The 24,695-nt window shown below is 61.8% G+C and carries 21 protein-coding genes and 1 pseudogene; 10 read left to right on the forward strand and 12 right to left on the reverse strand.

Features of this window, described 5'->3' with window-relative positions; all coding sequences use genetic code 11:
- Window positions 1-66: 66 nt before the first annotated feature.
- Both QRN61_RS10875 and QRN61_RS10880 read right to left on the reverse strand, forming a co-directional pair.
- The gene (locus QRN61_RS10875; RefSeq protein WP_027614318.1) at window positions 67-522 is read right to left on the reverse strand and encodes a DMT family transporter; all 456 of its coding nucleotides are present in this window, start codon (window positions 520-522) and stop codon (window positions 67-69) included.
- Between the two features lie 4 nt (window positions 523-526).
- Window positions 527-1,012: a DMT family transporter gene (locus tag QRN61_RS10880; RefSeq protein ID WP_285373781.1), complete on the reverse strand. Its 486-nt coding sequence runs from the start codon at window positions 1,010-1,012 to the stop codon at window positions 527-529.
- 113 nt (window positions 1,013-1,125) lie between these two features.
- Here QRN61_RS10880 and QRN61_RS10885 point away from each other — a divergent pair, with 113 nt between their 5' ends.
- Complete coding sequence (locus tag QRN61_RS10885) at window positions 1,126-2,061, forward strand: LysR family transcriptional regulator (protein ID WP_285373761.1); 936 nt, start codon at window positions 1,126-1,128, stop codon at window positions 2,059-2,061.
- Window positions 2,062-2,187: 126 nt separating this feature from the next.
- Here the strand turns inward: QRN61_RS10885 and ctpM are convergent, their stop codons facing one another.
- Together ctpM and QRN61_RS10895 are read right to left on the reverse strand one after the other, a co-directional pair.
- A complete protein-coding gene (gene ctpM / locus QRN61_RS10890; RefSeq protein ID WP_285373762.1) occupies window positions 2,188-3,870 on the reverse strand; it encodes a methyl-accepting chemotaxis protein CtpM in 1,683 nt (560 codons plus the stop codon).
- 194 nt (window positions 3,871-4,064) lie between these two features.
- A complete protein-coding gene (locus QRN61_RS10895; protein ID WP_115990270.1) occupies window positions 4,065-5,384 on the reverse strand; it encodes a Na+/H+ antiporter family protein in 1,320 nt (439 codons plus the stop codon).
- Window positions 5,385-6,981: 1,597 nt separating this feature from the next.
- On the opposite strand from QRN61_RS10895, the pseudogene QRN61_RS27745 reads away from it, so the two are divergent.
- Together QRN61_RS27745 and QRN61_RS27750 are read left to right on the forward strand one after the other, a co-directional pair.
- A pseudogene (locus QRN61_RS27745) lies at window positions 6,982-7,128 on the forward strand (HAMP domain-containing protein); the annotation flags it as partial.
- Window positions 7,129-7,230: 102 nt separating this feature from the next.
- The gene (locus QRN61_RS27750) at window positions 7,231-7,986 is read left to right on the forward strand and encodes a methyl-accepting chemotaxis protein (RefSeq protein WP_371262551.1); all 756 of its coding nucleotides are present in this window, start codon (window positions 7,231-7,233) and stop codon (window positions 7,984-7,986) included.
- Window positions 7,987-8,118: 132 nt separating this feature from the next.
- Here QRN61_RS27750 and QRN61_RS10905 read toward each other — a convergent pair whose 3' ends face one another.
- Genes QRN61_RS10905 through QRN61_RS10920 form a run of 4 tightly spaced genes read right to left on the reverse strand, consistent with a single transcriptional unit; the run spans window position 8,119 to window position 10,720 of the window.
- Complete coding sequence (locus QRN61_RS10905; protein ID WP_096797134.1) at window positions 8,119-9,432, reverse strand: sensor histidine kinase; 1,314 nt, start codon at window positions 9,430-9,432, stop codon at window positions 8,119-8,121.
- Window positions 9,429-10,097 carry a response regulator transcription factor gene (locus QRN61_RS10910; RefSeq protein ID WP_003223514.1) on the reverse strand — a complete coding sequence of 223 codons (669 nt, stop codon included), beginning with the start codon at window positions 10,095-10,097 and terminating at the stop codon, window positions 9,429-9,431. The genes QRN61_RS10905 and QRN61_RS10910 overlap by 4 nt, the downstream gene beginning before the upstream one ends.
- A gap of 3 nt (window positions 10,098-10,100) precedes the next feature.
- Entirely contained in the window at window positions 10,101-10,412 is a 312-nt protein-coding gene (locus QRN61_RS10915) for a PepSY domain-containing protein (protein WP_027613999.1), read from the reverse strand.
- The gene (locus QRN61_RS10920; protein ID WP_027614000.1) at window positions 10,412-10,720 is read right to left on the reverse strand and encodes a PepSY domain-containing protein; all 309 of its coding nucleotides are present in this window, start codon (window positions 10,718-10,720) and stop codon (window positions 10,412-10,414) included. Before QRN61_RS10920 ends, QRN61_RS10915 begins: the two co-directional genes overlap by 1 nt.
- A 261-nt stretch (window positions 10,721-10,981) precedes the next feature.
- Between QRN61_RS10920 and QRN61_RS10925 the strand changes: the two genes are divergently transcribed.
- From QRN61_RS10925 to codA, 5 genes are all read left to right on the forward strand, one after another.
- Complete coding sequence (locus QRN61_RS10925; RefSeq protein WP_115990271.1) at window positions 10,982-12,061, forward strand: patatin-like phospholipase family protein; 1,080 nt, start codon at window positions 10,982-10,984, stop codon at window positions 12,059-12,061.
- Window positions 12,062-12,156: 95 nt separating this feature from the next.
- Entirely contained in the window at window positions 12,157-12,513 is a 357-nt protein-coding gene (gene queD / locus QRN61_RS10930) for a 6-carboxytetrahydropterin synthase QueD (RefSeq protein WP_003223505.1), read from the forward strand.
- A 202-nt stretch (window positions 12,514-12,715) separates the two neighbouring features.
- Window positions 12,716-13,528 (forward strand): alpha/beta fold hydrolase, encoded by an 813-nt coding sequence (locus QRN61_RS10935; protein ID WP_115990272.1) that lies wholly within the window; start codon window positions 12,716-12,718, stop codon window positions 13,526-13,528.
- 244 nt (window positions 13,529-13,772) lie between these two features.
- Window positions 13,773-15,044, forward strand: a complete 1,272-nt coding sequence (codB, locus tag QRN61_RS10940; protein WP_285373764.1) for a cytosine permease — start codon at window positions 13,773-13,775, stop codon at window positions 15,042-15,044.
- A 14-nt stretch (window positions 15,045-15,058) separates the two neighbouring features.
- Window positions 15,059-16,306 (forward strand): cytosine deaminase, encoded by a 1,248-nt coding sequence (gene codA / locus QRN61_RS10945; protein ID WP_285373765.1) that lies wholly within the window; start codon window positions 15,059-15,061, stop codon window positions 16,304-16,306.
- 128 nt (window positions 16,307-16,434) lie between these two features.
- Here the strand turns inward: codA and QRN61_RS10950 are convergent, their stop codons facing one another.
- The gene (locus QRN61_RS10950) at window positions 16,435-17,415 is read right to left on the reverse strand and encodes a DeoR family transcriptional regulator (RefSeq protein ID WP_027614005.1); all 981 of its coding nucleotides are present in this window, start codon (window positions 17,413-17,415) and stop codon (window positions 16,435-16,437) included.
- A 373-nt stretch (window positions 17,416-17,788) separates the two neighbouring features.
- On the opposite strand from QRN61_RS10950, the gene QRN61_RS10955 reads away from it, so the two are divergent.
- Both QRN61_RS10955 and QRN61_RS10960 read left to right on the forward strand, forming a co-directional pair.
- Window positions 17,789-18,940: an MFS transporter gene (locus tag QRN61_RS10955; RefSeq protein WP_285373766.1), complete on the forward strand. Its 1,152-nt coding sequence runs from the start codon at window positions 17,789-17,791 to the stop codon at window positions 18,938-18,940.
- Window positions 18,941-19,033: 93 nt separating this feature from the next.
- A complete protein-coding gene (locus QRN61_RS10960; protein ID WP_285373767.1) occupies window positions 19,034-20,542 on the forward strand; it encodes a trypsin-like serine peptidase in 1,509 nt (502 codons plus the stop codon).
- Between the two features lie 54 nt (window positions 20,543-20,596).
- Here the strand turns inward: QRN61_RS10960 and QRN61_RS10965 are convergent, their stop codons facing one another.
- The 3 genes from QRN61_RS10965 to QRN61_RS10975 all read right to left on the reverse strand — a co-directional run bounded on the left by QRN61_RS10965 (window position 20,597) and on the right by QRN61_RS10975 (window position 24,643).
- A complete protein-coding gene (locus tag QRN61_RS10965) occupies window positions 20,597-23,020 on the reverse strand; it encodes a TonB-dependent siderophore receptor (RefSeq protein WP_285373768.1) in 2,424 nt (807 codons plus the stop codon).
- 98 nt (window positions 23,021-23,118) lie between these two features.
- A complete protein-coding gene (locus tag QRN61_RS10970; RefSeq protein WP_285373769.1) occupies window positions 23,119-24,102 on the reverse strand; it encodes a FecR family protein in 984 nt (327 codons plus the stop codon).
- Between the two features lie 40 nt (window positions 24,103-24,142).
- Complete coding sequence (locus QRN61_RS10975) at window positions 24,143-24,643, reverse strand: sigma-70 family RNA polymerase sigma factor (RefSeq protein ID WP_003223490.1); 501 nt, start codon at window positions 24,641-24,643, stop codon at window positions 24,143-24,145.
- Window positions 24,644-24,695: the final 52 nt, after the last annotated feature.

Consider the following 24,695-nt stretch of genomic DNA (forward strand, 5'->3'; position numbering starts at 1 on the left):
AGTGACCCGCCGTAAGGGCGGAACCCTAAGCAGCCATAACCGCAGCAACGGATATACACCCAAAACTCAATCAGAACCGCGAACACTGCTCCGATACATAAAGACCAAAGCCAACCCCAGACACACCATCGCCAACACCCGCGAGGACGAAAGCTCGATCGCCGGATTCCCCAGCCAGCCAAAATTGTCGATCAACATCCCCATCCCCAGTTGCCCGACAATCACCGCAACAGTCGCCACCGCAGTCCCCACAACAGGCACCGCGCCAACCATGACCATCATGTAAACCACGCCGAACAACGCCCCGCAGACCTGCCACTTCGGCACATCGAGCAAACTCACCGCATGCGCCGGTTCAAAAAACACAATCAACAATCCGGTGACCACAGCCCCGACGAAAAACGTCAGCAAACTGCTGCGCAATACCCCGACGCTTTCACCGAGGCGCCCATTGATCGCCGCCTGCACACTCAACACCGCGCCAGCCAACACCACCACTGCCAACAAAATAACCAGACTCATATTCTCAACCCCGCGCAATCAGAACCAATGCCACCACTATCAACCCCAACGCCAGCCACCGCTCGGCATTGACCTTCTTGCGCGTCGCGCCGAACCAGCCGAAATGGTCGATCAGCACACTCTTGCCGACCTGCCCGGACAAAATCGCGATCATCGTCATCGCGATGCCGATATGCGGCGTCGCCAGGGTCAGCACCACCACGTACATCGGCCCGAGAAAGCCGCCGATCAATTGCCAGCGCGGCAGATCGGTCAGCGCCGGGCCTTTCTGCGGGCCGGCGAACAACAGCAGCAAAAACAGAATCGCCGAACCCACGCCGAAGATGCTCAAGGTCGCCCACAGATGCCCGACCTGCTCCCCCAGCGGCCCCAGTAACCCGGCCTCCACCGACAGGCCCATGCCGGCCAGAATCACCAGCGGCAGCAACAACAGGCGCAACCACGACCGGGGCGCCGGCGCCGGCACACTCACTTCATCCAATGTCTGCATCATCCAAAACCCACGCAAGTAAACGATGGCGCGGATTATCGGCTGGCGTAGCTGTGCGATAAATGGGAGCATCCGGACAACACTTTTGCGCAACTCGCACAGCAGGAAGATCCATGCACGGGCTGAACGAACTGGGATTCAAGGCGCTGAGGCTGTTTGTGGCGGTGCTCGACCACGGCAGTTTTTCCGAAGTCGCCCGGCGCGAGGGCGTGGCGCCCTCTTCGATCTCGCGGCAGATCCAGTTGATGGAGCAGGCGCTGAACCAGCAATTGCTCTACCGCCACACCCGCGCTGTCACCCCGACCGAAGCCGGGCGCATGCTCGGCCACCATGCGCGGCTGGTGCTGGTGCAACTGGAGGAAGCCGAGCAGGAGTTGCAGGAGCAGCAAAGCGAACCCACCGGACTGGTGCGGATCAACGCACCGGTGGTGTTCGGCCAACGTCATCTGACGCCGTGGCTCGGTCAGTTGTGCGCGCGCTATCCAAAGCTGCAACTGGACATCCAGCAGACTGACCATTACGTCGACCCGTTGCAGGAAGGCGCCGACCTGCTGTTTCGCATCGGCCCGATGCACGACTCGAGCATGCAGGCGCGGATTCTCGCGCCGCACCGCTTTCAGGTCGCGGCCAGCCCGGCTTACCTGAAACGTCACGGCACGCCGCAGCATCCCGACGAACTCGCGCAACACCAGTGCCTGGCCTACAAAGGTGCGACCGGTCAGCAACGCTGGTTTTTCCGTAAGGATCAGGGCGACTGGACGCCTTACTCGGTCAAAGGCCCGATCACTGGCAACCACGCCGACACCCTCACCCAGGCCGCCGAGCAAGGCCTGGGGTTGGTGATGTTTCCGTCCTGGCTGATTGGTGAGGCGGTGCGCGAAGGCACGCTGGTGCCAGTGCTGGGCGAATATCAGGTGTCGAACAGCCTGGAGCCGCAGCAGATCGCAGTGCTGTGGCCGGGGAGTCGAAGGTTGTCGGTGAAGGTGCGGACGGTGATTGATTTCTTCATCGAGTGCTTTGGCGAAATCCCGTACTGGGACAGACCCTAAGCCCTACACGAAACCCAATGTGGGAGCGGGCTTGCTCGCGAAGGCGGTGTGTCAGATACAAGAATACTGACTGACATGACGCCTTCGCGAGCAAGCCCGCTCCCACAATGAGGTTTTACAGACTTTTTAAATGCGGAACTGGCCCACCAGCTTGCCCAACCGCTGCCCAAGCTCTGCCAGACTGCGCGAAGTCTGCGCCCCCAGTTGCGTCTCGTCCGCCACGCTGTCCACCGCCACCGCGATCTGATGCACGCTGCGGTTGATCTCTTCGGCCACTGCCGTTTGTTCCTCGGCAGCACTGGCGATCTGCGCGTTCATCGAGTTGATCGTCGCGATCAGGTCAGCCATGGCATCCAGCGACGCCCCGGCCTGATTGGCCTGCGCCGAAGTGCCATCGCCCGCTTCACTGGAACGGCGCATCGCCTCGACCGCCGACTGCGTACCCGCTTGCAGGCGATCGATCATGCCCTGAATTTCCTGGGTGCTGATCTGCGTGCGGCTGGCCAGTGCCCGCACTTCGTCCGCCACCACCGCAAAACCGCGCCCGGCCTCCCCGGCGCGCGCCGCTTCAATCGCCGCGTTCAGTGCCAGCAGATTGGTCTGCTCGGCAATCGAACGAATCACCCCGAGCACGCCGACAATCGACGACACGTCCTGCTGCAGGCTGTCGAGCGACACGCCGCTGCTGCGAATGTCATCCACCAGCGCATGAATCTGTTTGATGCTGCCGGCCACCACGCGTTTGGCGCTCTGCCCTTCTTCATCGGTCTGCTGCGCGGCGACCGCGGCGTTCTGCGCGCTCTTGGCAACTTCCTGGGCGGCGGCGGACATCTGGTTGATCGCCGTAGCGACCTGATCGGTCTCGTGGCGCTGACGCTCCATCGCCTGATCGGAACGCTGAGCCTGATCGGAAACCTGGGTCACCAGGCCGGTGAGTTGCGTGGTCATCTCGGTGATCTGCCGCACCAGACCGTGGATCTTGTCGACGAAGCGGTTGAACGAGCCGGCCAGTTCGCCCAGTTCGTCCTGGCTGGTGATGTTCAACCGGCGGGTGAGATCGCCCTCGCCCGCCGCGATGTCGTCGAGGTTGGCTTTCATCAGGTTCAACGGCCGCAGAATGGTGTTGGCCAACAGCATCCCCGCGATGGCAATCACCAACAGCACCAGCACCGCCACGCCGACGATACTGAGGATCACGCCTTGCATGCGCTCCTGCACTTGCGCCTCGACCACTGCCACTTGCGCTTCAATGCCGTCGAGGTTGACCGAGGTACCGACCGCCATGTCCCACTTCGCCAGGTACTCGGTGTAGCCGAGTTTCGGCACCAGCACGTTGGCATTGCCCGGCAGCGGCGAGCTGTATTGCAGATAGTGGGTGCCGTCCTTCGCCACTTTCACCAGGCCGAGGTTGACGTAGACGCCGTTGGGGTCACGGTTGTCCTTGAAGCTTTTGCCCACGCCTTCAGGATCGTTGGCCTTGAACAGGCGCACGGTCTCGGAGTCGTAGCCGAAGAAGTAGCCGTCCTTGCCGTAGCGGATGCCCGAGAGCAACTTGATCGCCTGCGCCCGCGCCGCGTTGTCACCGGGGGCGGCTGCGTCGTACAGCGGTTTGATCGTGGTCATGGCCACGGCGACGTAACTTTGCAGCGTGGCCTTGGCGTCGGCGAGCAGGCGCTCGCGGGTCTGCTCGACCTCGGTGTGCGCCTGTTGCTGGAGGATAAACAGCGTGGTCAGGCTGATGACCAGCGCGAAGAGCAGCACCGGCAGGACGGCAAGGGACAGGACTTTGGCCTTGAGACTCAAGCGCATTGGGGGGGCTCACTCTTTTGGTTTTATTGGCGTGGTTAAAGGCGTTAACGGCACGCAAAAGCAAAAGTTGAGTCTGCAGACACTGTATCTCCCTGTGGGAGCGGGCTTGCCCGCGATGGCGGTGTGTCAGCCACATAAATATTGAATGTGCCGACGCCTTCGCTGGCAAGCCAGCTCCCACAGTTCTCAGGGTGTCAGAGGACCATCGCCGCCACCCAACCGAACGCCAGCAGCGGCAGGTTGTAGTGCAGGAAGGTCGGAACCACGGTGTCCCAGATGTGGTGATGCTGGCCATCGACGTTCAGACCCGAGGTCGGGCCCAGCGTCGAGTCCGAGGCCGGCGAGCCGGTGTCGCCCAATGCCCCGGCGGTGCCGACGATGCACACGATGGCCATCGGGCTGAAGCCCAGTTGCACGCACAGCGGCACGAAAATCGCCGCCAGAATCGGCACCGTGGAAAACGACGAGCCGATACCGATGGTCACCATCAGGCCCACCAGCAGCATCAACAGCGCACCGATTGCTTGGCTGTGATCGATCCACGCCGCCGCGCTTTCCACCAGCGAGCGCACTTCGCCGGTGGCTTTGAGCACTTCGGCGAAGCCCGAGGCGGAGATCATGATGAAGCCGATCATCGCCATCATCTTCATGCCTTCGGTGAACAGGTCGTCGGTCTCACGCCACTTGACGATGCCCGAGGCCGAGAAGATCAGGAACCCGGCCAGTGCGCCGATAATCATCGAATCCAGCAGCAACTGAATGATGAACGCGGCGGCAATCGCCAGACCGGCAATGCCAATGGTCTTCGGGTTGTAGGCGACGCTGACTTGCTCGACCTGCTCGATTTTCTCCAGATCGTAAACACGCTTTTTCCGATAGCTGAAAAACACCGCCAGCAACAGGCCGAAGACCATGCCCAGGGCCGGAATCGCCATGGCGTGCATGACGTTGATCTGGCTGATATCGACCCCGGCCTTGCTGACGTTGGCCAGCAGGATCTGGTTGAGGAAGATGTTGCCGAAACCCACCGGGAACACCATGTACGGGGTGATCAGGCCGAAGGTCATGACGCAGGCGATCAGCCGGCGATCCAGCTGCAACTTGGTCAGCACATATAACAGTGGCGGCACCAGCAGCGGAATGAAGGCAATGTGGATCGGCAGGATGTTCTGCGAGGCAATAGCCACCACCCACAGCAGGCCGATCAGCAGCCACTTGACGCTGCCGCCGCCGGTCGAATGCTGACGATCGACCATCGCCAGGGCCTTGTCGGCCAGCGCATGGGCCAGGCCGGACTTGGCAATCGCCACGGCGAAAGCGCCGAGCAACGCGTAGGACAACGCCACCGTCGCCCCGCCACCCAGACCGCTGTTGAACGCCTTGAGCGTGGCGTCGATGCCCAGACCACCGGTCAGGCCACCGACCAGCGCACCGACGATCAGGGCGATCACCACATGCACGCGGGACAGGCTGAGGATCAGCATGACGCCGACCGCAGCAATCACTGCATTCATTTCACTACCTCAAAAACACTGCGATGAAATCATCACCGCCAGACAGGATGAGTCCGCCCACGGAGCACCGGCGGATTTGCAAAGAGGGTCTTATTAGAAGGGCGCGCACTGTGCCGCAGAGTGGCGGCGGTGTCAAAGCGAGCGGCTGAACTGAAATGTAACTGGCAATGCAGAACCCTGCGGTAAGGAGATCAATGTAACGGGCAATGGAGAACCGTGTGGCGAGGGGATTTATCCCCGATCGGCTGCGCAGCAGTCGCCAAACCTGACTATGCAATTTCTCTGAACAATTGTGAGGGCGGCTTCGCCACCCATCGGGGATAAATCCCCTCACCACAGGTATCTGATCGCCAGCATGCGGCAATTGGTCATATTGCGCTTGAACAATAAAGAAAGCCGAAACGCGGCCGTTACAGTGCAAAGTCTCAGATATTTATCGAATAAGGACGTCTCCATGTCGCTCAGACAACTTTCCATTCAATGGAAAATCACCCTGCTCGCCGGACTGTGCCTGGCGGGCATCGTGACCCTGCTGGTGGGTCTTTCGCTGTATCGCATGGAGCACAGCTCCGAGCTGGTGAAGGCTTCGAGCATGGAGATGCTGACCGAGTCGGCCCAGGCGCGCATTGAGTCGCAGGGTGAGGTGCAGGCTGCCGGGATTCGCCAGCAGTTCATGGACGCCTATCAATATGGCCACGGCTTCTCGCGGCAGGTGCTATTCCTGCGCGAGCAGGCCGAGAAGCGCTTCCTCGATGCCTTCGACCTGCGCGAAGACATGACCCGTCAGGTCAAGTCCGCGCTGCAGGCCAACCCGGACCTGCTCGGTCTGTCACTGGTGTTCGAAGCCAACGCCTTGGATGGCAAGGATGAACTGTTCGCCGGTCAGGCCGAACTGGGCAGCAACGACAAGGGCCGCTTCGCCCTGTACTGGTCGCAGCCGACTCCCGGCAAAGTCACCTCGATGGCCCTGCCGGAAAGCGACATGGTCGACACCAGCACCGGCCCCAGCGGTCAGGCGGCCAACGCCTGGTTCACCTGTCCGCGCACCACGCTCAAGCCGTGCGTGATCGAGCCGTACTTCTATGTGATCGACGGCCAGAACGTGCTGATGACCAGCATCGTCTTCCCGCTGATGGTCAACGGCAAAGTCATCGCCTCGCTGTCGGTGGACATCAACCTCAACAGCCTGCAGGCGATCAGCCAGGGCGCGAGCAAAAAACTCTACGACGGCCAGACCGCCGTGAGCATCATCAGCCCCACCGGCCTGCTCGCCGGTTACAGCCCGGATGCGAGCAAACTGAGCAAGCGCCTGGATGCCGTGGATACCGTCAACGGCGCCGAACTGCTGCGTCAACTCGCCGCCAGCAGCAGCGTCAGCAGCCTGCACAGCAACGGCCAGTTGAAAGTGCTGTCGCCGTTCCAGCCGATCCCCGGCGGCCCGTCGTGGGGCGTGTTGCTCGACGTGCCGGAAAAGGTGCTGGTCAGCCGCGCCGAAGCGCTCAAGCAGCAACTGGATGCGAGCAACAACTCCGGCACCCTGATCGAGCTGAGCCTCGGCGTGCTGGCGGCATTGGTCGGCCTGCTGCTGGTGTGGCTGATGGCGCGCAGCGTGACCAAACCGATCCTCGGCGTGGCACACATGCTCGAAGACATTGCCAGTGGTGAAGGTGATCTGACCCGCCGTCTGGCGTATGACAAGAAAGATGAACTCGGTCAACTGGCCGGCTGGTTCAACAAGTTCCTCGACAAGTTGCAGCCGATCATCGCCGAAGTGAAACGCTCGGTGCAGGACGCGCGCAACACCGCCGACCAGTCCTCGGCCATCGCCACCCAGACCAGCGCCGGCATGGAGCAGCAATACCGTCAGGTCGATCAGGTCGCCACCGCCTCCCACGAAATGAGCGCCACCGCGCAGGACGTCGCACGCAGCGCCGCGCAAGCCGCCGAAGCGGCCAAGGACGCCGACCGCGCCACCCGCCAGGGCCTGACCGTGATCGACCGCACTACCGCGAGTATCGACACCCTCGCCGCCGACATGAGCGCGGCGATGGTTCAGGTCGAAGGCTTGGCTGCCAACAGCGAGAAGATCGGCACCGTGCTGGAAACCATCCGCGCCATCGCCGAACAGACCAACCTGTTGGCGCTCAACGCGGCGATCGAAGCAGCGCGTGCCGGTGAAGCCGGGCGTGGTTTTGCCGTGGTCGCCGACGAAGTGCGCAACCTTGCCCGCCGCACGCAGGAGTCGGTGGAAGAAACCCGTCAGGTCATCGAGCAATTGCAGACCGGTACCCAGGATGTGGTGGGGTCGATGGGCAACAGCCATCGTCAGGCGCAGGGCAGTGTCGAACAGGTCGGGCAAGCGGTGACCGCACTGCGCCAGATCGGCGATGCAGTGACGGTGATCAGCGACATGAACCTGCAGATCGCCAGCGCGGCGGAAGAACAGAGCGCAGTGGCCGAGGAGATCAACAACAACGTCGCGACCATTCGTGACGTGACCGAATCGCTGTCCGGACAGGCCAATGAGTCGGCGCGGGTGAGCCAGTCGCTGAACAGCCTGGCGAATCAACAGCAGAGTCTGATGGATCAGTTCCGGGTCTGACAGCCCATTGCCAAACCCAATGTGGGAGCGAGCCTGCTCGCGAAAGCGGTATGTCAGTCAGCGATGATGTGTCTGATCCAGCGCATTCGCGAGCAGGCTCGCTCCCACAGGGGATTGGTGGTGTTGGGGAGATCAGCGTTTAGGCAACTCGATCACCACCTTCAGCCCGCCCCACTCACTCTCGCCCAATACCAGCAACCCGCCCCACGTCTCGACAATATCGCGCACAATCCCCAGCCCCAGACCATGCCCGTCGGTCTGCTCATCGAGCCGCGTGCCACGACTGAACACCTGAGTGCGTTGCTCTTCAGGAATTCCCGGCCCGTCATCTTCAACGCCCAGGGCGTAACCGTCAGTACGTTCGATCACACTCAGACGCACCTCGGCGTCCGCCCATTTGCAGGCGTTGTCCAGCAAATTGCCGAGCAGTTCCAGCAAGTCCTCGCGATCCCACGGCAGTTGCAGCCCCGGCGGCGCGACGTAACTCAACGCCAGATGCTCGCCGTGGATCATGTTCAGCGTTGCCAGCAATCCCGGCAGTTCCGCGTCACAATCAAACAGCGCGCCGGGCAGCGCATCACCTGACAACCGCGCGCGATTAAGCTCGCGATTGAGCCGCTGTTGCACCTGCTCCAACTGTTCCTTGAGGATCTTGCGCAGCTCCGGGTGGGCATCGAGTTTTTCGCTCGACGCCAGACTCAAAAGCACCGCCAACGGCGTCTTCAGCGCATGTCCCAGATTGCCCAGCGCATTGCGCGAGCGCTTGAGGCTGTCCTCGGTGTGCGCGAGCAAATGGTTGATCTGCGCCACCAGCGGCTCCAGCTCCACCGGCACCTGATCGTCCAGTTGCGAGCGCTGGCCCTGCTGCAACTGGGCGATCTGCTCGCGCGCCCGCTCCAGCGGCTTCAACGCGCGGCGCACCGTCAGCCGTTGCAGCAGCAGAATCAGCAGCAAACCGGCCAGGCCCAGCCCGAGGCCGATCTGGCGCATGCGCTGGAAACTCTCGCGCACCGGGGTGTAATCCTGGGCGACGCTGATCGAGATCGACTGCCCCAGACGTCGATAGTCCGAGCGCAATACCAGCAACTGCTGACCGTCCGGCCCCAGTTGCAGGTTGCTGTGCAAACCCGGGTGCTCCAGCAGCGGCAGATCCTGATCCCACAGCGAACGCGAGCGCCAGTGGCTGTCGGCAAAATCGATGCGGAAGTAATGCCCGGAAAACGGTCGCTGATAGGCCGGCGACAGATGCCGCTCATCCAGTTGCAAACCTTGCGGGCCACGCACCAGTGCCACCAGCAGGCTTTCGCTGTCGTTGCGCAGACCGGCCTCGAGGTAACGCTGCAACCCGACTTCGAACAACCACAGACTGGTTTGCGCCAGCACCAGGCCGACGATCACCATCACGCTGATCAACCCCAGGCTCAAGCGGCGCTGGATCGACCTCACGAAGCTTGTCCGCCGAACAGGTAACCCTGGCCGCGGCGGGTTTCGATCACCGCTTTACCCAGCTTGCGCCGCAGGTGGTTGACGTGAACTTCGAGGACGTTGGAATCACGCTCGGTCTCGCCGTCATAGAGGTGCTCGGCGAGGTGGGTTTTCGACAGGATCTGTTCCGGGTGCAGCATGAAATAGCGCAGCAAGCGGAATTCGGCGGCGGTCAGCTGAATCTCGCTGCCGTCGCGAATCACGCACTGGCGACCTTCGTCCAGATGCAGGCCGGCCGCCTTGAGCGTCGGCTGATTGGCCTGGCCCTTGGAGCGACGCAGCAACGACTGCACCCGCAAATGCAGCTCTTCGGGATGAAACGGTTTGGTCAGGTAATCGTCGGCGCCGGCCTTCAGGCCTTCGATGCGCTCGGCCCAGGAATCGCGGGCGGTGAGGATCAGCACCGGGGTCGACAGGCCACCGGCACGCCATTGCGCCAGCACCTCCAGCCCGGGAACGCCGGGCAGACCGAGGTCGAGAATGATCAGGTCATAGGGCTCGCTGCTGCCCTGATAGACCGCATCGCGTCCGTCCGCCAGCCAGTCCACCGCGTAGCCTTGGCGCTGCAGGCCGGCGATCAGTTCGTCGGCGAGCGGCACGTGGTCTTCCACCAGAAGCAAACGCATCGGTCAATCTTCCTTGTCTTTGAGTAATTGGCCGGTATCGGCTTTCAGATGCAGCTCGCGCGCCACGCCCTCGACCGTCAGCAGCTCGACTTCATAAACATAGACGTCGTGCTTTTCCTCCAGCTCGACCTCCAGCAGTTTGGCCCCCGGATAGCGATCCAGCGCCTGTTGCAGCACCTGCTCCAGCGGCAGGATCACGCCCTGCTGACGCAGCTTCAGCGCTTCGTCCTGATCGAGGTCGCGGGCCATCGCCGCCGAGCAAACAATCACAAGCGCCAACGCCGTGCGGCTGGTGGCGCGAACATTAACCTTCATTACGTATCCTGATGATCCTTGAGAACCTGCCCAGTGACCGCGTCTAATTCCAGATCCCACTCCAGCCCTTGCGGATCACGCATTTCGACCTGGTAGACGTACTTGCCGTACTCCTCTTCCAGCTCGGTTTCGGTGATGGTCGAGCCCGGGTGTCTGGCCAGCGCCGTGGCGTTGAGCTTCTCGAAGGAGACGATAGTACCAGCGTCGCGCAGGCGCAGGGCTTCATCGGGGCCAAGATCGCGGGCGTGGGCGAGGCTGGCGGTCAGGCCGATGATCGAGGCAATGGACAGGGCAGTCAGGGTTTTCATGGGTGTCTCCGTGTTTTTATGTGCAGCTACGGTGGGCACCATAGCGGTGCGAACTTAACTGAAACTGAATTGCCATCATTGCCCCTGACACCAACCTCATTTGCAGATTCATGCAAAACCCTGTGGGAGCGGGCTTGCTCGCGAAGGCGGCTGGTCAGCAATAATGATGGCGACTGACACACCGCTTTCGCGAGCAAGCCCGCTCCCACAGGGTCAAGTAGTGCGCCTATAATCCAAAGCTTGCTAACGATCGAGACCGGTATGACTGCCATCCACATCAAGTTCCCTGCCCTTACCCTCAAGGCCGGCCCACGGGCCATGGCGCGCATTCGTGCCCAAGGCCTGAACGCCGCTGACGTCGGCACCCTGCCCGGTGCGGCTGGTGGGCCGAAGGCATTGGGGATTCAAGGGCTGGACCTGGCGTTGTTCGGTGAGTGGCTGCCGAGCGCGCCGCGTGAGCGCTCGCTGATCGGTGCGTCGGTCGGCTCCTGGCGCTTCGCCAGCGCCTGCCTGCCGGATGCCGCCGAAGGCATTCGCCGCCTCGGCCAGTTGTATGCCGAGCAGAACTTCAACAAAGGCGTGACCATGGCCGAGATCAGCGCGAGCTCGCAGCGCATGCTCAATGACCTGCTCGACGGCCGCGACGCCAGCATCCTCAACAATGCCGACTACCGCCTGAACATCATGGTGGTGAAAAGCCACGGACGCCTGGCCGATGACCATCGCGGCCGCCTCGGTATGGCGCTGGGCTCGGTGATTGCCGATAACCTGCGCGGTCGCGCGCGGCTGTCGCGGCACTTTGAGCGCCTGATCATTCACGACCCACGCCTCGCCCCGCCGGTGAATGCGCTGAATGACTTCCCGTCGCGCTTCGTCGCCCTCAACGCCGGCAACCTGCGGCAGGCGCTGCTGGCCTCGGGGTCGATCCCGATGGTCATGGAAGGCGTACGTGACCTGCCGGGCGCCGGTGCCGGCACCTTTCGCGACGGCGGCCTGCTCGACTATCACCTCGACCTGCCCTACAGCGGCGACGGCATCGTGCTCTATCCGCACTTCACCGACCGGGTGATTCCGGGCTGGTTCGACAAGACCCTGCCGTGGCGCCGCGCCTCGGTGGAGCGCTTGCAGGACGTGCTGTTGCTGGCACCATCGAAGGAATATCTGGCGCGCCTGCCCTACGGCAAACTGCCCGACCGTAACGACTTCAAGCGCTTCATGGGCGATGCGCCGAGTCGGCAGAAATACTGGCACGCGGCGATGGACGAAAGCCGCCGTCTCGGTGACGAGTTTCTTGAACTGGCTGCCAATGGTCGCCTCGCCGAGCGCTTGCTGACCCTTTAGTCAGTGTTTTCCCGCATCGCCAAACACAAGCTGGTAAACTCGCCGCCTGCCCGAATCGCTGCGGCGAACGCCACCTGAACAGAGCCGAAAATACTGTGGAAATCTTCAAGGAATTTACTTTCGAATCCGCCCACCGCCTGCCGCACGTACCGGACGGCCACAAGTGCGGACGCCTGCACGGTCACTCGTTCAAGGTGGCGATTCACCTGAGCGGCGACCTCGATCCGCACACCGGCTGGATCCGCGACTTCTCCGAGATCAAGGCGATTTTCAAGCCGCTGTACGAGCGTCTGGATCACAACTACCTGAATGACATTCCTGGCCTGGAAAACCCGACCAGCGAAGTCCTGGCCAAATTCATCTGGAATGAAATGAAGCCGCTGCTGCCGGAACTCAGCGCGATCCGCATTCACGAGACCTGCACCAGCGGTTGCATCTATCGCGGTGAGTGATCCAACACAAATCCCCCTGTAGGAGTGAGCCTGCTCGCGATAGCGGTTTGTCAGACACATTGATTTCGGATGTGCCGACGCTATCGCGAGCAGGCTCACTCCTACAAAGGATCGGTGTTTGTCAGGAAAATAGAGAACAGCCTTCACGGCTGTTTTTTTATGCCTATGCTTTTTGGCTCAACCCCGCCAAGAGGACAGGTCGATGACGGACTGGTTGCTGGATCAGGTCTTCGATTTCAACGGGCATCCGGTGCGCCACGCCGTGCGCGGTGATGGCCCGCCACTGGTGTTCGTGCATGGCACGCCGTTTTCATCGTATGTGTGGCACCGCATCGCGCCGCATTTCTTTGCCAGTCACCGGGTGCATTATTTCGACCTGCTGGGTTACGGGCGCTCCGCACAACCGGATGCCGATGTTTCCCTCGGGGTGCAGAATCAACTGCTCGCGCAGTTGCTCGATCACTGGAACATCCAGCGCCCGGACGTGGTCGCCCATGACTTCGGCGGCGCCACCGCGTTGCGCACGCATTTGCTCAATGGCAAGGACTACCGCAGCCTGACGCTGATCGATCCGGTGGCGCTGACGCCATGGGGATCGCCGTTCGTGCAGCATGTGCGCCAGCATGAAACGGCGTTCAGCGGCCTGCCCGATTACATCCAGCGCGCGATCGTCCCGACTTACATTCGCGGGGCGATTCACCGCGACATCCCCGACGCTGAACTGGCGCCCTACGTGCAACCGTGGCTCGGCGATCCGGGGCAAGCGGCGTTCTATCGGCAGATCGCGCAGATGGACGAGCGCTACACCCGCGAGGCCGAACCGCTGTACCCGAGCATCCGCTGCCCGGTGCAGATTCTCTGGGGTGAAGCCGATCAGTGGATTCCCATCGAGCGGGGTCGGGCGTTGCACCAGATGATCCCCGGTTCGCAATTTCACCCAATCGCCAACGCCGGCCACCTGGTCCAGGAGGACGCCCCGGAAGCGATCGTCGCCGCCCTGCTCAGATTCCTCTGACCCAACACCCATCCCTTGTGGGAGCGAGCCTGCTCGCGAAAGCGGAATACCAGCCATTGCAAATGTCGCCTGACACGCCGCCTTCGCGAGCAGGCTCGCTCCCACATTGTGCTCGGGTGCATTCAGTTGCACCGCTTTCGCGCCAATCCATGCGCCTCGTCTATACATAACCCGCGCCAACCGGATTTGGCACGACCACTGCAATCTGCTTCGCGTCCCCCCCCTCTTCAGCAAGGAACGCCCCATGACGCAGAACGATCCCGGCAACGATTACCCCCTCAGCGAAGTCCCGATGCACGCGCGAAAAGGTCTGGCCTCGACCGCCATGGTGCTGCTGGGTTTCACCTTCTTCACCGCAACCATGTTTGCCGGCGGCAAGCTTGGGGTCACCTTCAGTTTTGGCGAGATGCTGGCGGTGATCATCGTCGGTAACCTGCTGCTCGGTCTGTATGCGGCGGGCCTCGGTTATATCGCCTTCAAGAGCGGACTTAACTCCGTGCTGATGGGGCGCTTCTGTTTTGGCGAAGTCGGCAGCAAGCTCAGCGACCTGATCCTCGGTTTCACCCAGATCGGCTGGTACGCCTGGGGCACTGCGACCGCCGCCGTGGTCCTCGGCAAATACTTCGATCTGGGGCAAGGCACAGTGCTCGGCTTGATGGTGCTGTTCGGCCTGGTGTTCTGCGCCACGGCGTATGTCGGTTATCGCGGCCTGGAGATCCTGTCGTACATCGCGGTGCCGGCGATGATGTTGCTGTTGATGCTGTCGATGTGGGTCGCGACGGTAAAAGTCGGTGGCCTCGATGGTTTGCTCAGCGTGGTGCCGACGGGTTCGCTGGACTGGTCGACCGCGATCACGCTGGTGTTCGGCACCTTCGTCAGCGGCGCGACCCAGGCGACCAACTGGACCCGCTTCTCGCGCTCGGCACGGGTTGCCGTGCTGGCGAGCCTGATCGGATTTTTCATCGGCAATGGCTTGATGGTGCTGATCGGTGCCTACGGCGCGATCGTCTATCAGCAGCCCGACGTGGTTGAAGTGTTGCTGCTGCAAGGTTTCGCCATGGCCGCAATGGCCATGCTGCTACTGAATATCTGGAGCACCCAGGACAACACCATCTACAACTTCGCCGTCGCCGGCTGCAACCTGCTGCGCACCGGCCGACGCAAAACCGTGACCCTGGCCGGCGCGGTAATCGGCACCCTGCTCGCCCTGCTGGGCATGTACGACATGCTGGTGCCGTACCTGATTCTGCTGGGCACGGTGATTCCGCCGATTGGCGGGGTGATCATGGCCGACTTTTTCTTCCGCTGGCGCGGGCGCTATCCGCGTCTGGCCGACGCACGGCTGCCGGCGTTCAACTGGCCGGGACTGGGGGCTTACGCGGTCGGCACGCTCACTGCGTTCCACTCGCCGTGGGTCGCGCCGCTGGTAGGGATTGCCGCCGCCGCGCTAACGTATGTCATCGTCACCAGCCTGCTCGGCGCCCGTCGCGCCAGTGCGCCACTACCAGACCTATAAGAAGGATTCGCCTGATGCACATCATCAACGCCCGACTGCGCAACCAGGACGGTTTGCACGAATTGCACCTGGAAGACGGCCTGATCCGCAGCATCGGCCGCCAGACCGAAGCCCCGACCCTGAACCCCGGTGACCTCGATGCCGGCGGCAATCTGGTGGTGCCGCCCTTCGTCGAGCCGCACATCCACCTCGACGCCACGCTGACCGCTGGCGAGCCGCGCTGGAACATGAGCGGCACGCTGTTCGAGGGCATCGAGTGCTGGGGTGAGCGCAAAGTCACCATCACCGAAGAAGACACCAAGACCCGCGCGAAAAAGACCATCCAGGCCCTGGCCGCACACGGCATCCAGCACGTGCGCACCCACGTCGACGTCACCGATCCGCAACTCACCGCGCTCAAGGCGATGCTCGAAGTCCGCGAAGAATCCCGGCACCTGATCAATCTGCAAATCGTCGCGTTCCCGCAGGAAGGCATCGAGTCGTTCCGCAACGGTCGCGAGCTGATGGAAGAAGCGATTCGCATGGGCGCCGATGTGGTCGGCGGCATTCCGCATTTCGAGTACACCCGTGATCAGGGCGTCAGTTCGGTGAAGTTTCTGATGGATCTGGCCGAGCGCACCGGGTGCCTGGTCGATGTGCATTGCGACGAGACCGACGACCCGCACTCGCGCTTTCTTGAGGTGCTCGCCGAAGAGGCGCGCAGCCGCGACATGGGCGCGCGGGTCACCGCCAGCCACACCACGGCAATGGGTTCTTACGACAACGCTTACTGCGCCAAACTGTTCCGCCTGCTCGGGCATTCCGGGATCAGTTTCGTCTCGTGCCCGACCGAAAGCATTCACCTGCAGGGGCGCTTCGACAACTTCCCGAAACGCCGTGGCGTGACGCGCGTGAATGAATTGCTTGAAGCCGGGATGAACGTGTGTTTTGGCCAGGATTCGATCGTCGATCCTTGGTATCCGCTAGGCAACGGCAACATCCTGCGGGTGCTGGAAGCCGGGTTGCACATCTGCCACATGCTCGGTTACCGCAACCTGCAGAACGCGCTGGACCTGGTCACCGACAACAGCGCCAAGGCCATGCACCTGGGCGAGCGTTATGGCCTGGTAGAGGGGCGCCCGGCGAACCTGCTGATTCTGTCGGCGGACAGCGACTACGAAGTGATCCGCAGCCAGGGCCTGCCGCTGTATTCGATTCGTGGCGGCAAGGTGCTGATGCAGCGGCAGATGCCGGTGGTGGCGTTCAGCAGCGGACAAATCTGAAACTTTTGTCAGGCTGAAGGCCTCATCGCTGGCAAGCCAGCTCCCACAGTATTCAGCAGTGAACGCGTGATTTGTGTTCACCACATAACCCTGTGGGAGCTGGCTTGCCAGCGAAGGCGATTGCCGCTTCAGTCGATCAATCGAGCCGTACCAAACAACCTGACCCGCACCAATTCGCCCTGCTCTTCTTCGAGCAACACCGGCGCCGTCCCGCCCGGCATGACGACGTGCACTTCGCCGCTCGCCACCCAACCCACCGCCCATGCGGCACACGCCACCGCACTGGCACTGGTGCCGGAAGACGCCGTCGGCCCTTCGCCACGCTCGAATACTCGGGCGACGATGCGCTGCGCGGACTCAAGCGCGGCCCATTGCAGATTGATGCCCGCCGGGCATGGCTGGCCGGCGCCGGTCGGCATCGCGTAGGCGATTCGGGTCAGGCCTTCAGCCCAGGGCGATTCGCGCATTTGTGAGTTGCTCGGCAACACGGCAACGTCGGTGAGCAAGGTCACGCAATGCGGATTGCCGATGCGCACGAACTGGCTGTGCTGCCACGCGGGATCGAGCTGCGCCAATGGTTTTACATGGCTCACTTCATGACCATTGAATTCGCGGTTTTCAACATTCCGGGCGGTCACCGCTGAAGGCCCGAAGCCCGGTTGACCGAGATCCAGCCAGAAGCCGTGAACGCCTTCGACTGCAGCTGGTTTCACCGAAGTTTCCACGGCGTCGCCCTTGTCGTGATGCACCTTCAGCAACGCGCCTTCTTCCCGCATCAGCCCCTGCTCAAGCAACGCTTGGGAAAAGATCGTCAGACCGTTGCCACTGCGCTCGGCCAAGGTGCCGTCGGTGTTGACGATCAGCACGTCGAACGGCGCTGCCGACTGAAACGGGCCGATCAGCAGGCCATCGCTGCGATGGGATTTGCTCCCCGCCGGACGCTGCCCCTCAGGCCAGTCGCAGCACAGCGCAATGGCTGCCTGACTCCATGCCTGTCTCGACAAGGCACACTGCGCGGCACCGACAGGCAAATCGATCCCCGCCTCACGAAGTGCCTGAGGCGAAACCACCCCGTAGATATTGCCCCGTGCATCGTAAAACTGCGTCATCACTAGCCTCACTCACCTAGTCGAAGCACCTACTGTAAACCGCGATCCCCTGTAGGAGTGAGCCTGCCCGCGATAGCGCAGTATCAGGCGCCCTATTCATTGCCTGAGCCACCGCCTTCGCGAGCAAGCCCGCTCCCACATTAAATGGCGGGCGCTCACACATCTGCTGTCATGCGCAGATCACTGTGGGAGCGGGCTTGCTCGCGAATGCGGTGTGTCAGTCACTATATTCTTTGGCTGACACACCACTATCGCGAGCAGACTCATCCCTACAGGTTAGGATGTCGGCTGCACCGCCCCCGAGACCTGCGATCGAACCTCGACGCGCTATCACTGTCATTCGGGGACGCGACGTTTTTTGCCAAGGATCGATATGACCAGCCTCAACCCCCAAGACACCTTCGTCCCCGGACGCCTGCAACAGATGTCGACGCGCATCGCTTTTTTCATCGCTGGCCTCGGCATTGCCGCATGGGCGCCGCTGGTGCCGTACGCCAAGGCCCGCGCCGGACTCGACGAAGGCACGTTGGGCCTGTTGCTGCTGTGCCTGGGAGTCGGCTCGATTCTGGCGATGCCCTTGGCGGGGATTCTCGCCACGCGCTTCGGCTGCCGCAAAGTCGCCACCGGCGGCACCCTGCTGATTTGCGCGGCGCTGCCGTTGCTGGCGACGGTGTCGTCGATACCGGCGCTGATCGCCACGCTGTTCATGTTCGGCGCCGGGTTGGGCACGGTGGATTCGACCGTCAACCTGCAAGCGGTGATCGTCGAACGGGCCAGCGGCAAGCACATGATGTCGGGGTTTCATGGCCTGTTCAGCCTCGGCGGGATTGTCGGCGCGGCCGGTGTCAGCGCCCTGCTCGGTCTCGGGTTGACGCCGCTGGCGGCGATGCTGGTGGTGGTGGCGGTGTTGATCGGTGCGCTGGTCAAAGCGGTGCCGCACATGCTGCCGTACGGCAGTGAAAGCTCGGGCCCGGCATTCGCCATTCCCCACGGCATCGTGCTGTTCATCGGCGGGATGTGTTTCATCGTGTTCCTCACCGAAGGCGCGGCGCTCGACTGGAGCGCGGTGTTCCTCGCACAGGAACGCGGGATCGACACGGCGTATGCGGGCTTGGGTTACGCCGCATTTGCCCTGACCATGACGGCGGGACGCCTGCTGGGTGACAGGATCGTGCGCAGTGTCGGTGCCACGCGGATCATTCTGTTCGGCGGGTTATTGGCGGCGGCAGGCCTGTTTCTGGCGACCTTCGCCCCGAGCTGGGAAGCGGCGCTGCTGGGTTATGCGCTGGTCGGCGCAGGCTGTTCGAACATCGTGCCGGTGCTGTACACGGCGGTGGGCAAGCAGACGGTGATGCCGGAAAGCATCGCGGTGCCGGCAATCACCACGCTGGGTTACGCAGGGATTCTGGCGGGGCCGGCGGTGATCGGTTTTGTCGCGCATGCCAGCAGTTTGAGTTTTGCGTTTGGCTTGATGGCGGTGTTGTTGGTGGCGGTGGCCATCGGCGGCAAGACCTTGAAAGTCTGAACATTGGCGCGGTACCTGTCAGGTTTGACAGTAGACAAGCCCTGCCCCCAATCATAGGGTTGATTTCCAGCTCAGGAGAAAAGGAAATCCGGCATGAACATTGGAACAGGATCAGTTATTGCGCTAATCACTATTCTCCAGGGATGTGCCTCCGTCAATCGATACGACTGGGGTGAAGGCACTGCCAATTTTGCGCCCGCTGAGCGCCTGGCCAATGCCGGCGGGAACTATGCGCATTGGCAAGCCATTGGCCGTGTTGAAGTTGAAGACGGCATGACCTGCTCCGGCACGCTGATTGACACTCGAGAACCCGGAGCAGTATCGCAACCCGCCTATGTGCTGACCTCCGGACACTGCACACATCCGGAGATAGGCAATAACGAGATCATCGTCAATCAACCTGCAAAGGGTCGGGTGACGTTCAATTATTTTTTCGACACGCAACCGCAAAGCCGTTCCTACACGGTCAGTCGCATTGGCTGGAGCACGCTACGCGGTCAAGACCTCTCTATCATTGAGCTTGAACAGCCTCTGGAACAGTTGATCAGAGACGGTATCCAGCCGTTGAAACTGGCGCGGACCCCATTGGTCAGCGAAGACGATATTCTGATCACCGGCGCGCCCATGAACGGTTTCATTCAGCGCATGGCCTGCAAACAAGAACACTCGGCGGCGATTATTGAAGGCCCATGGCGTTGGGTCGGACAACTGAGCAACCGTTGTCTCGATGTTGTCAGCGGGCTGTCAGGCTCGCCACTGCTTGCGCGTTACAGCAATGAAATTGTGGGTGTGCTCGGCACCACCACTCGCGGGAGTGACCGCAATCGCTGCGACAAGGGCGCGCCCTGCGAAGTCGTGGCGGGACAGGTCAACAAACGCAACAATACCAATTACGCCTCCACAACCGATGGGCTGGACGCCTGTTTCGCCAAGGGACATTTCAATCCACGTCTGGACGGTTGTTCGCTGGGCGAGAACTGGTCGTTTCCTGGTTCGTCGCAAAACAGCGATTACATCAAGCTCGAGCGCGACGAACATGGACAAGTCGTGCCTTGGCGATGGCTGCAAACGTTCACCACAACCGCGCCTTACTACCGCTATCGCTTTACGCGCACTCTGGACGAATGTCAGAACCTTGATGGCTATAGCCAAGTGCGAACGGCTGCACCGGACGCCGATAATCAATTGAGTCATGAACTTAAAGACGGCTCAGGCTTGTACTTTCTCTGCCTGATTGGCCAACAGCGGCCTACGGACGTACCCAAGCAATGGGCCGGGAGAACACCCAGCGTCTACTGGCGCTGGTTGATGGAAGCGCCCGCACCGCTGAAGCCTGCCTATAAGGTCGAATGGGTAGGTGGCGACGAATACGACATCAGAGTATTTCCGGTTTCACCGGATCTGGATCCCGCCCGATTTCAATACAAGTACGGCCAGCCCGGAAGCATCAATTGCAATGACGGGCTGGGATTTCAACGCGTATCACCCTCCACAGGCGTGTTCCATGTTTCCATTGCCAATGGCCGACAGAACGTCTGCCTTAAAGGCGCAGACCTGGCCGGGAATCCCGGACCGACCATCGAGTTTCTGATCCCTCAATAGCTCCAGGCTTTTTGTGGCTGAACCGTGTGAAACCGGTTCAGCCACAATAGCGCTTTAGAAACCTACACTGGCCTGCACAAAGAACGTCCGCGGCGCACCCACATACATCCCCGAATTGTTGTCGCTGGAGCGGGTGAAATACTGCTTGTCGAAGACGTTTTTCACCCCGGCGCCGAGCTTCAGGTTCGACACCTGCGGCCCGAAGTCATACCCGCCGCGTACGTTCCAGGTCACGTAACCCGGGATGTCACCGTACTGCCCATCGGCCGTGCCTTCGGTGATGTAATTGCCGTTGAAGCTGCCATCGGCGTTGACCCCGGTGCCCGGCGAGCGTTGTTTCGATTGGGCGAAACCATCGATGTTGTAGGTCCAGCGATTGACGTCATAGCGCAAGCCAACAGTCGCCACCTGCCGCGAATAGAACGGCAGATCACGCCCCTTGAAGCCCGGAATCTCGCCTTCGTAAGTCGCACGGGTGTAGGTGAAACCGGCGTTGGCGGTCAGACCGTCGAGACGCGGATCAAGCGCCGCCATGTCGTAGTGCACCGAGGCTTCGATGCCCTGGTGCTTGGTCGCGCCGAGGTTGGTCCAGCCGACATCGTTGCTGATGTATTGCAGTTCGTCATCGAAGTCGATGTAGAACAGCGTCACTTCCCCGCCCCACACGTCATCGTTGTAGCGCGTACCGATCTCGTAGGTCTTGGCTTTTTCCGGCTCCAGGCCGTTGGCGGTCTGGTCGCCCGCGCCGCCCTGGCCGAGCTGGAAATACTGCAGGCTGCCGAACGAGGTTTCGTAGTTGGCAAACAGTTTCCACGCGTCCGACAGGTGATACATCACGCTCAGCGCTGGCAGCGGTTCGTTGCTCTCGATGCTGCGGTTTTTCTCCGGCACGCGTTTGCCCGAAGTATCGAGCACGGCGCGGTCATGCCAGTCGGTGCTGATGTGTTCGAAGCGAATGCCCGGGGTGATGGTCCAGTTGCCGACGTCGATCTTGTTGTCGACATACACCGAGTTAGCCTCGGTGCCGCCGGTGCGATCCTGGAACACATGGCCGTCGGACGTCGGCGTGACCACCGGCTGATTGTTGACCAGCGCCAGACGGCTCGACTGCTCGTGCATCGCCTCTTTCAGGTAGCGATAACCGACGCTGACTTCTTGCGTAGTCGGGCCGACGTCAAACACCCGCGACACACGCGGTTCGACACCGAGGGTGTAGTAGGAACGCGGGTACGAGCTGAGGGTTTTCTGGTCGCGGGCGGCGATGGTGCTGCCGCGGAAGCTGTCGGTGTAATAGGTAAGGATTTCTGCCTGAGTACGCTCGTCGATCTGGCGAATCCACTTGAACGACACGTCTTTGCGCCGACCGCTGAAGTTGTCGTAATCGCGCACCGAATCATACGGTTTGTCGTCGTACTGCTTCTGCGTCAGGCCGCCGGGCATGTCGGCGCTGGCGTCGTAGTAATGGAAGTTGAGGCTGAAATCGTCCTGATCGGTCGGCGCCCAATGGGTCTTGAGCAGCACGTCGTCGATGTCGTTATCGTTGTTGCGCTCGCGGTAACCGTTGCCATTGACCCCGGAATACAACAGCGCCACGCCCATGCCGTTGTCGGCGGTGCCGCCGAGGAACGCCGTGTCGATGTGCTTCCAGCCGCCGTAACGGGTGGTCTCCAGGGTGGTGCCGATTTCCCCGGTGGCTTTTTCCGGAATGGCGCGGGTGACGAAGTTGATCACCCCGCCGACGTTTTGCGGGCCGTAACGCACGGAACCGGCACCGCGTACCACGTCGATACTGTCGAGGTTGCCCGAGGAGATCGGCGCCATCGACAGCTGCGGCTGGCCGTACGGCGCGAACGCGGCCGGCACGCCGTCGATCAGCACCGTGGAGCGTGGCGAGAGGCGCGAAGTCAGGCCACGCACGCCGACGTTCAGCGCGATGTCGCTGCCGCCGGTGCCGTTGGAGTCCTGCACCTGTACGCCCGGCACACGCTTGAGCACATCACTGACGTTCATCGCGCCCTGCTCGACCATGGCTTCGCGGCGGATCACCGTGCGTGCGCCCGGGTGGTTCTGCACCACGGCGGCGTCAGCGTCACCGAGCCAGTCGCCGACCACTTTGATGTCGGTCACGCCCAGTTCCAGCGGGCCATTGCTGGCGGCAGTGGCGGCCGGGGCCAGGGTCACCGAGCCTTCGTTGATCTGATAGTCCAGGCCGCTGCCCTGCAACAATTGGCGCAACGCCTGCTCGGGAGATATGTTGCCATCGACCGCGGGTGCCTGTTTGCCGGCCACCAGTTCCGGGCTGAAAAACACTTGCAGCGAAGTTTGCTGGCCCAGTTCACTCAGGGCCTGGCCCAACGGCTGGGCGCGGATGTGAATGGCTTCAGCGGCGAAGGCCAGCGGCACGGCGGCGTTGACCGCCAACGCCAGGGCCAGCGGTAACCAGGGGGATTTTTTGTTGTTGGTTGAGGTGTTTTTCACGTCGAACGTAGTCCTGTGGAGCGCAAGAGTGTGCGTCTGTTAATGCAAACCAGTTGCAGTTGAACAGGAAGACGATGAACTCGAAAAAAACCTGAATGTTATTTTGAAATTATTTCCTGACTGCCATCGGCCAGGGTTCGGACGGCCACCGGCAGGATGTTTGGCAGGGCCTTGAGCAAGGCGTCGGTGTTGTCGGATTTGAACACGCTGGTCAGGCGCAAACTGGCCACGGCCGGGTTGCTGACCGTCAGTGGCTTGTCGCGATAACGCGAAACTTCCGCTGCCACTTCGCCGAGGCTGGCGTTGTTGAACACCAGTTTGCCGCTTCGCCACGCCGTCAGTTCGGCGGGGTTGACCGCATATGCGGCGGCGACGCGACCCTCGGCATCGACGTGGGTACCGAGACCTGCCGTCAAGTTGATGAACTCGTTGTCCGGCGCATTGCGCCCCTGCACCTTTACCGTGCCCTGCTCCACCGCGACCCGGGTTTGCATGACGTCGCGGCGCACATCGAACCGCGTACCGGTCACGGTGACCTTGCCACTGCCGGCCTCGACCACGAACGGGCGCGCGGTGTCGTGCTGAACGCTGAACAGCGCCTCGCCTTCACTCAATTCAATGAGCCGCCGATCCTTCTCAAAACGCACCTGCAGACGGCTGCGGCTGTTCAGGTCGATCACCGATCCGTCCGGCAGCGCCACGTGCTTGCGCTCACCCAGCGCCGTCGCGAACTCGGCGCTGTAGCCGTCGGGGAGATTCAGACCGCTGAACAGACCGAGGCCGAGCGCCACCGCCAGCACACTGGCGGCCACGGCATAGCGCAGCAGCGGGCGACGTTCGCGACGGGCCGGCGGGGTTTCGACGAGGGACTTGAGACGTGGCGCCGGCAGCAGATCGGCCGCCGTCCACAGGCCTTGCAGCAACTGGAATTCGTCACGGTGTTGCGGATGCTGGTTCAGCCAGGCATCGAAGCGCTGCTGTTCGTCGGCGCTGATCAGCGGTTCCTGCAAACGCACAAACCAGCGTGCCGCTTCATCGCGCACCGTTGTTTGCCCGCACGCGCAATCACGGGTATCCATCATGGAGTGTCCTGTCGGGCTGAAGATGAAAAGCGGCGGCCGCTCATGACTGCATGCCGTCGAGGCGATCGCGCAAGTGGCGCAGGGTGCGGATCATATACTTTTCGACCATGTTCCTCGACAGCCCCAGGCGTTCGGCGATTTCCGCCTGGGTCAGCCCTTCGATCTTCTGCCAGACGAAAATCTTCCGGCAGTTGAGCGGCAGTTCCTGCAGCGCCCGTTCGATGGAGTCGGCCAGCTGGATCGCCTGCATGTAATGCTCCGGGTCGCCGGTGGACGACACACTGTGATCGATCGCCTGCGACTCCATGGCTTCCCGTCGGTCCTCACGCCGATAACCGTCGACCGCAATATTGCGTGCGGTCTGGTGCAGATACGCCCGTGGCTGCTGCACCGCTGCCGAATCGGATTCGAGCACCCGCACAAAGGTGTCGTGCGCCAGATCCTCGGCCTGCGCGCGATTGCGCAGACGCCGGGTCCAGGTGCCGATCAACTCTTCGTAATGCTCGAAAAAGCCGGGTCTGCGGGGCAGCATGGGGTTCATGACAGCGTGCTGGGGGAAAGAGGCGTGAATAGTAATGCTTCCTATTAAGGCC

This window comes from Pseudomonas sp. lyk4-TYG-107, from assembly GCF_030209055.1.
GTDB lineage: Bacteria > Pseudomonadota > Gammaproteobacteria > Pseudomonadales > Pseudomonadaceae > Aquipseudomonas > Aquipseudomonas putida_A.

Coding starts and splice junctions, on each gene's coding strand:
- QRN61_RS10955 (WP_285373766.1), top strand. CDS start 17,789: ATGACCAGCCTCAACCCCCAAGACACCTTCGTCCCCGGACGCCTGCAA.
- QRN61_RS10975 (WP_003223490.1), bottom strand. CDS start 24,643: ATGAACCCCATGCTGCCCCGCAGACCCGGCTTTTTCGAGCATTACGAA.
- ctpM (WP_285373762.1), bottom strand. CDS start 3,870: ATGCGCTTGAGTCTCAAGGCCAAAGTCCTGTCCCTTGCCGTCCTGCCG.
- QRN61_RS10895 (WP_115990270.1), bottom strand. CDS start 5,384: ATGAATGCAGTGATTGCTGCGGTCGGCGTCATGCTGATCCTCAGCCTG.
- QRN61_RS10910 (WP_003223514.1), bottom strand. CDS start 10,097: ATGCGTTTGCTTCTGGTGGAAGACCACGTGCCGCTCGCCGACGAACTG.
- QRN61_RS10875 (WP_027614318.1), bottom strand. CDS start 522: ATGAGTCTGGTTATTTTGTTGGCAGTGGTGGTGTTGGCTGGCGCGGTG.
- QRN61_RS10935 (WP_115990272.1), top strand. CDS start 12,716: ATGACGGACTGGTTGCTGGATCAGGTCTTCGATTTCAACGGGCATCCG.
- QRN61_RS10950 (WP_027614005.1), bottom strand. CDS start 17,415: ATGACGCAGTTTTACGATGCACGGGGCAATATCTACGGGGTGGTTTCG.
- QRN61_RS10880 (WP_285373781.1), bottom strand. CDS start 1,012: ATGCAGACATTGGATGAAGTGAGTGTGCCGGCGCCGGCGCCCCGGTCG.
- codA (WP_285373765.1), top strand. CDS start 15,059: ATGCACATCATCAACGCCCGACTGCGCAACCAGGACGGTTTGCACGAA.
- QRN61_RS10920 (WP_027614000.1), bottom strand. CDS start 10,720: ATGAAAACCCTGACTGCCCTGTCCATTGCCTCGATCATCGGCCTGACC.
- QRN61_RS10970 (WP_285373769.1), bottom strand. CDS start 24,102: ATGATGGATACCCGTGATTGCGCGTGCGGGCAAACAACGGTGCGCGAT.
- QRN61_RS10960 (WP_285373767.1), top strand. CDS start 19,034: ATGAACATTGGAACAGGATCAGTTATTGCGCTAATCACTATTCTCCAG.
- QRN61_RS10915 (WP_027613999.1), bottom strand. CDS start 10,412: ATGAAGGTTAATGTTCGCGCCACCAGCCGCACGGCGTTGGCGCTTGTG.
- QRN61_RS10925 (WP_115990271.1), top strand. CDS start 10,982: ATGACTGCCATCCACATCAAGTTCCCTGCCCTTACCCTCAAGGCCGGC.
- codB (WP_285373764.1), top strand. CDS start 13,773: ATGACGCAGAACGATCCCGGCAACGATTACCCCCTCAGCGAAGTCCCG.
- QRN61_RS10885 (WP_285373761.1), top strand. CDS start 1,126: ATGCACGGGCTGAACGAACTGGGATTCAAGGCGCTGAGGCTGTTTGTG.
- QRN61_RS27750 (WP_371262551.1), top strand. CDS start 7,231: ATGGAGCAGCAATACCGTCAGGTCGATCAGGTCGCCACCGCCTCCCAC.